The organism is bacterium CG_4_10_14_0_2_um_filter_33_32, assembly GCA_002792735.1.
Taxonomy (GTDB): Bacteria; Patescibacteriota; CPR2_A; order CG2-30-33-46; family CG2-30-33-46; genus CG2-30-33-46.
This window is the reverse complement of record PFOW01000007.1, coordinates 22,197-28,677: the sequence shown is the minus strand read 5'-3', so window position 1 is coordinate 28,677 and position 6,481 is coordinate 22,197. Positions and strand designations below refer to the sequence as shown.

Here is a 6,481-nt window from a genome sequence, read left to right as displayed (position 1 = left end):
TATATAGTGCTTGTATGGGTTACATGGCTAGTTATCAAGTCTTGATGCTTTTTCTATTCTATCTAAAATCTTTTTCGCTTCTACGGAATTAGCCAGACGAGGCTGGTTATAGTCTTCAATTTTTATCGGTACTAAGGCTACATTTAGAATTTTTTTATTTTTAATATATAATTTTGCTATTACTCCTTCTCTTGTTTCTTCGGACCACATCTGATCAAAAACAAAGTTCCCCAAACTAAAGGCAACAAATTTATTATCTATCATGTTTATTCCTTGAACTACATGGGGATGTTGAGATATGATTATATCAGCGCCCGACTGAATTGCCCTTTTCGCAATATTAATCTGCTCCTTATTAGGGTCAGGCATATATTCTACGCCCCAATGAAATGAAATAATAACTAAATCAGATTTTTTCTTTGCATTTTTAATGTCATTTTCCATTTGCTTTAAGTCTTTTTCTTCACTGGATATCCATGCAAATCCTGAATTTTTCTCGCTTGCCTTATAACTTTCGGGAGCTATTCCGTCATAAGAAAGAAACGAAAGCTTATTGGTTCCCTTTTCTATAACTAAAGGACTATGCGCTTGTTCAAAATCTCTACCGGCGCCAAAGTATGATATACCGTTATTTTTTAAATGGTCGTATGTAAAATTCATTCCAACCCTACCCTGATTACCAAAATGATTATTTGCCAATGAAACTAAATCAATCCCAGATAACTTTAAACCTTCTATGGTTTTTGGCTCAGCCTTAAAAACCATTCCCTCTTTCACAACGGAACCCTTATTATAAAAAGGAGATTCTAAGTTGGCGAAGGTAAAATCAGCGGAAGATAAAATTCTATATAGTTTTCTAAATGGTAAAGCATCATCATTATTGTCTGCTATTTTTGTATTAACGTGCCTTGAAAGCATAATATCACCAACACCATCAACTTCTATAATTCCATTTTTCCGGTTAACTATATACTGCTTAATAATATTTAATATTTTTAACTCTCTATCGGACAATTCCTTTTTTGATTGAAGGTGATAATTTAATTTAAAAGGATAGTTATCTTGTGTTTCATCTTCTAGCGACGATATGCCATCTATACTTACCACTCTCAAGGGTGGGGCTAAATTCCTCAAGGGTATTATAGAAAAATAATTCTTCTCTCTTGCAATTTTAGTAACCAATGTATCTATTTTTGAAAACTTTTCTCCGATGCTTTCTTTTAGATTGGGCGAAAATTTTCTTATAATATTTTTATATTCTTCGGATTCTAAGAGAATAGTCTTAATCTGTAAATCCTCTCCACCTAGTTGTTGCCAGTTTGTAAATTCACCTTGTAAAATTTTTTCTATATCCGTCTTATGCAAACCCTGGATATTATTAAAAAAACCTGTAACAGGTACATAAAATTCATTAAAATTATCAATAGTTTCTAAATTTTTATCCTTATTTTCTGATAAAAATATATCAGCTTTATTTTTATCTTTTGTAAATTTGATGTCATCACTGTGATCATTCAATAATTGACTAATATCGACCTCTAAAGAAGGATCGATATACAACTCTCCTGCTTCATTGTCTGCCACTTTACCAAAATTTACTGTTGGAAAGCTATATTTACTAGCCTTAAAAGAAATCACAACTATAAATACTATTATTAAAAAGAAAATTAGATATTGAGCTTTTTGTCTTTTTGTATAAGCCATAGTAATACAATTATAAAACATAAGCTTTAAATAAACTATTATCTCTATTATTGTCAAAAAGGCCTGTATGAACTACACTAAAAAAGAGATGCGAAATAACACTAAATCATTAGAAATACTTAAGATACAATATCCTATTTTTATATACGAAAACTATTCGAAAAAGATTGTAGGCAAAGATCTAGTAATTGAATTTCAATATAAAATTGAACCGAATATCTATTTCTCCCCTACTATACAAATTAAAAATATACCTAGGTTATTTCCTGATATATTAACAAACAAAATGATTGATAACTTAATCTTTCATTTGGGTATAGCTGAAATGATTAGCTATTGGAAGGCTACTTGTTCGCCTGAAATAATTATCAGGCCCGGCCATTTAAATAAACATCAGATCAAATGGTGGAAAAAATCGATAGTAAAAGGTATGGGCGAATTCTTCTTTTTAAATAACATTGATTTTACTAAACCTAACTTCTTAAAAATAGTTAGCAACGCTCCTAAAACAAACACTCAGATAAACTTCAAAAAAAAGCTAAGCAACCGAGTAATCGTCCCGCTAGGTGGGGGCAAAGATTCGGTCGTTACCTTAAACATGCTTAAAGGTCGAGAAAAACTTAATACTCTAATCTTGAATCCAATAAAAGCATCATTAGGGGCTTCAAAAAAAGCCGGTTTCCAAAAACCTATAATAATTAATAGGGAAATTGATTCTAAATTAATTAAACTGAACAGTGGTGGTTTTTTAAACGGGCATACCCCTTTTTCTCTATACTTAGCATTTCTTTCAACTCTTTGTGCAGTTATTTTTGATTTCAAGTATATAGCTGTCTCGAATGAAACAAGCGCTAATGAAGAAAACATTATTTTTAAAAATAAAAAAATAAATCATCAATATTCAAAAAGCTTTGATTTCGAAAAAGCGTTCGATAAATACTCTCAAAAATATTTAGCCCAAGACGTGCATTATTTCAGCTTTCTAAGACCTCTACACGAATTACAAATAGCACAGCTTTTTTCTCGCTACAAAAATTATTTTGGGGTATTCAAAAGCTGCAACAAAAACCAAAGAAAAAATTCTTGGTGTGGTAAATGTGCGAAATGTTTGTCGGTATTTATAATGCTTTATCCTTTTTTAGACAAAGAACAGTTAAAAAAAACGTTCTCAAGGAATCTGCTCCAAGATAAAAACCTATTAAATCTTCTAAAATCTTTAATTGGGGAAATATCTCCCAAACCATTCGATTGTGTTGGCACCAAGAACGAAACAATAGTCGCCCTGTACTTATCACTTATAAAAGAAAAAAGAGAAAATAAAAAGATACCTTATCTGATATCCTATTTCGAAGAAAATATCCTGCCTAATTATACTAATATCAATGCTATGACTAAAAAACTACTAAACTCTTGGGACAAAAATAATTTATTACCAATAAAATTTACAAAAATATTACAGGAAAGTTTAAGAAATAATGTTTCAGAAATTTGCAAATAAAAAAATATTAATACTTGGACTTGGTATCGAAGGACAAAACTCCTATAAACTACTAAGAAGCTTCTTTCCTGAAAAAGAAATAGGTATTGCGGACATTACTGAACTCAAAAATATTAACCCTCAGCTTAAAAAAGATTTGGCTAAAGATAAAAAAATAATTTATCACTTAGGGGCTAAGTATCTTAAAAATATTAACAAATATGACGTAATAATTAAATCTCCCGGGATACCTCCATCATTATCTGAATTACTGCGTTTCAAAAAAAATAAAAATAGAATAATTACTTCTCAAACGAAAATCTTTTTTGATAACATCAAAAAAGAAAAGGTCATTGGCGTTACCGGAACAAAAGGTAAAAGCACAACTACTTCTTTAATATATCTAACCTTAAAAAAGGCTGGGCAAAAAGCCATCCTTATAGGTAATATTGGTATACCACCTCTTCAGGGACTGCAAAAATCAACAAAGAATAGTATCTTTGTTTTTGAAATGTCAAGCTATCAACTAGATACTCTAAAAATAAGTCCCCATATTTCAATTCTTCTCAATCTATACCCTGAGCACTTAGATTACCATGGTAGTCTCGGAAATTATGCAAAGGCGAAAAAGAATGTGTTTGGCGGACAAGATAACGATGATGTCCTGATAATTAATAATAGATTTCTTGATCTTGTCCCAAAATCACTAAAATCAAAAATATACGTATTCGGCCTCGAAGATAACATCAGAAAAGGATGTTTTATCAGAAATGGTTATATTTATTTTAAAAACAATAAAAAAGAAGAAAAAATTATAAAAACAAATATAGTTTCTTTGATAGGCACTTTTAATTTACAAAATATCATGGCAGCGATCATTGTCTGCAAAATATTGAAGGTGGATAATATACACATCCGAAAAATTTTGAAAAGCTTTAAATCATTGCCTCATCGTCTTCAAAGAATCGGCACATATAAAAGTATAACCTTTTTTGATGATTCTATCTCTACTATACCCCAAGCAACTATTGCAGCTATCAATACGCTTGGAGAAGATGTGGAAACGTTAATACTCGGCGGCTATGACAGAGGCCTAGATTTTACAAGCCTTTCAGAAAAAATTGCACGAAGTAAAATAAAAAATATTATCCTTTTCCCTACTTCCGGAAAAAGGATCATAAAAAGCGTTTTAAAAAATTCACCATCAATAAAATATTTTTTCGTTAATAGCATGGAAAATGCTATTGATATAGCTTTTAAAAATACTGGGAAAAGAAAAATTTGCTTACTGTCCCCCGCTTCTCCAAGTTATGGAATATTTAAAAACTACAAAGATAGAGGTAACACCTTTATCAAAGAGATCAAGGAAAGAACTCAAAAATAACTATCCTTTCATAATATTTTTCACTAACCCACCATGGCCGGGAATGATAAAATCAGCGATTTTCAAAATCTTTTCACGGCTCTTCTCGAGCTCTTTTTGATCAGTAGCGTAATCATCTTCAGCTGGTGTTAAATCTTCATACCACCAAAGATCTCCAGCTACACAAACTACACCTTTATTAGTCTCTACTAAAAGCGATACGTGATTTAAACCATGCCCCAAAGTTAAAACTCTTTTTACTTGAGGAATAATTTCCTTTTCCTCTAACTCATCAAAATGATGCTCGTCACCTTTATGAGTTCCCCATCTGTCTATAACTGCAGCATTTTTAAAAACTGCTATATCTCTTGTATGATCTAAATGCTCATGGGTACAAAATACATAATCAATATCATCGGTACTTAAGCCATATTGTTTTAATGACTCATTATACAAATCCAGTGATTCGTGAATACCTGGGTCCACAACAATATTAATATCATTGCTTCTTACTAAAGTTGTTGTTGATGCATATCTGTGGAAATTATCATTTATTTCTTTATTATATCCTTTTATCAAAATATCAATGGTTGCCATCTTATTTTTTCCTTTCACTTACAATTTTTCTTATAAAATCTAAAGCGTCTTTTTTTGTTTTTATCTTTTCTTCCATTTGGGCCTGGTGTACTTTTTGCAAAAGATTACCAATTTCAGGACCTGCCTTCAAGCTAAAATTTTTAATAATCTCTTCCCCAGTAATTAATTTTTCCGGTAAGGGCAAAAGTTCAATTTTTTGCTCTTCTAATTTTTTAAGCTCATGATATAAACTTAGATCTTTTGGTTTAGAACCCAATTCATCTGCTTTTAATAATTCTAGCAATTCCGGAAATAAGGGATTATGCACCCAATGCGCCTGCCTTGTTCTTTTCATTTTTGGAATATCACCAACAACCATATGATATTCTACAAGCCACTTAACATTATCTCTTTTATATTTAGAAAACTTTAATCTCTTCATAATATTATCGGCTATTACTGCCCCAACTTGGGCGTGTTGATTAAATCTTATTCGATCATCTATTGAATAAGTTTCCGGTTTACCGATATCATGAAAAAGAGTCGCCCATGCCAACTCTTCTGAAACTTTATCAGGTAAAGCTTCTAAGGATAGCAAAGTGTGTTTGAACACGTCCCCTTCTTCGTGATATTTTTCGGGCTGCATAACGCCTTTTAGCTCTAAGATTTCTGGCATAATACAATTTAAGATTCCCGCTTCATCTAGTTCTTTAAAAGCGTTTTCTCTACCTGGAAGCATTAATATTTTATTTAGTTCATCGCTAATTCTTTCGGCTGAAACATTTTTGATAAGACATGCGTCTTTTTTCAAAGCCTTAAATGTCTCAGAGGCATATTTTAAATTTAGGGCATTTTTAAATCTTATTGCTCTTAAGATTCGTAAATTATCTTCCTTAATCCTATCCTCTGGATTGCCTATAAATCTTAAGATTCTTTTATTTAAATCTTCTTGACCCCCTATAAAATCTAAAACCTTCTTTTCAATAGGATCATAAAACATGCCGTTAATTGTAAAGTCTCGCCTTAAAGCATCCTCTCTAGGATTTGTAAAATAAACAGCGCTAGGTCTCCTACCGTCAGTATAAGCAGCATCCGATCTAAATGTGGCTATTTCAAAGGAATGTCCGTTCTTAATTGCCATAATTACACCAAATTTTTTGCCTATTGGTATAGTCTTTTCTAGTAGCTCCTCTATCTGATAAGGTTTAGCTGATGTAACAATATCATAATCTTTTGGGCTTTTGCCCATTAATAAATCCCTAACAGTACCTCCTGCCCAATAGGTCTCATATCCGTGTGATTTAAGTTTTTTTACAATATCAATTGATGTTTGTTCCATAAATTAATTTTATCAGAAACTA

5 protein-coding genes are annotated in these 6,481 nt (G+C 31.4%); 2 read left to right on the top strand and 3 right to left on the bottom strand.

Annotated elements, in window-relative coordinates:
- Positions 1-27: 27 nt before the first annotated feature.
- On the bottom strand, positions 28-1,761 hold the full coding sequence (locus tag COX95_00455; GenBank protein PIZ86655.1) for a hypothetical protein: 1,734 nt from the start codon (positions 1,759-1,761) through the stop codon (positions 28-30).
- 10 nt (positions 1,762-1,771) lie between these two features.
- Between COX95_00455 and COX95_00450 the strand changes: the two genes are divergently transcribed.
- Both COX95_00450 and murD read left to right on the top strand, forming a co-directional pair.
- Positions 1,772-3,202: a hypothetical protein gene (locus tag COX95_00450; protein ID PIZ86654.1), complete on the top strand. Its 1,431-nt coding sequence runs from the start codon at positions 1,772-1,774 to the stop codon at positions 3,200-3,202.
- Entirely contained in the window at positions 3,180-4,565 is a 1,386-nt protein-coding gene (gene murD / locus COX95_00445) for a UDP-N-acetylmuramoyl-L-alanine--D-glutamate ligase (GenBank protein ID PIZ86653.1), read from the top strand. Before COX95_00450 ends, murD begins: the two co-directional genes overlap by 23 nt.
- Here the strand turns inward: murD and COX95_00440 are convergent, their stop codons facing one another.
- Together COX95_00440 and COX95_00435 are read right to left on the bottom strand one after the other, a co-directional pair.
- The gene (locus tag COX95_00440; GenBank protein PIZ86652.1) at positions 4,566-5,159 is read right to left on the bottom strand and encodes a hypothetical protein; all 594 of its coding nucleotides are present in this window, start codon (positions 5,157-5,159) and stop codon (positions 4,566-4,568) included.
- Positions 5,143-6,459 carry a phosphohydrolase gene (locus tag COX95_00435; protein PIZ86651.1) on the bottom strand — a complete coding sequence of 439 codons (1,317 nt, stop codon included), beginning with the start codon at positions 6,457-6,459 and terminating at the stop codon, positions 5,143-5,145. The genes COX95_00440 and COX95_00435 overlap by 17 nt, the downstream gene beginning before the upstream one ends.
- Positions 6,460-6,481 lie beyond the last annotated feature (22 nt).

Coding starts and splice junctions, on each gene's coding strand:
- COX95_00450 (PIZ86654.1), top strand. CDS start 1,772: ATGAACTACACTAAAAAAGAGATGCGAAATAACACTAAATCATTAGAA.
- murD (PIZ86653.1), top strand. CDS start 3,180: ATGTTTCAGAAATTTGCAAATAAAAAAATATTAATACTTGGACTTGGT.
- COX95_00435 (PIZ86651.1), bottom strand. CDS start 6,459: ATGGAACAAACATCAATTGATATTGTAAAAAAACTTAAATCACACGGA.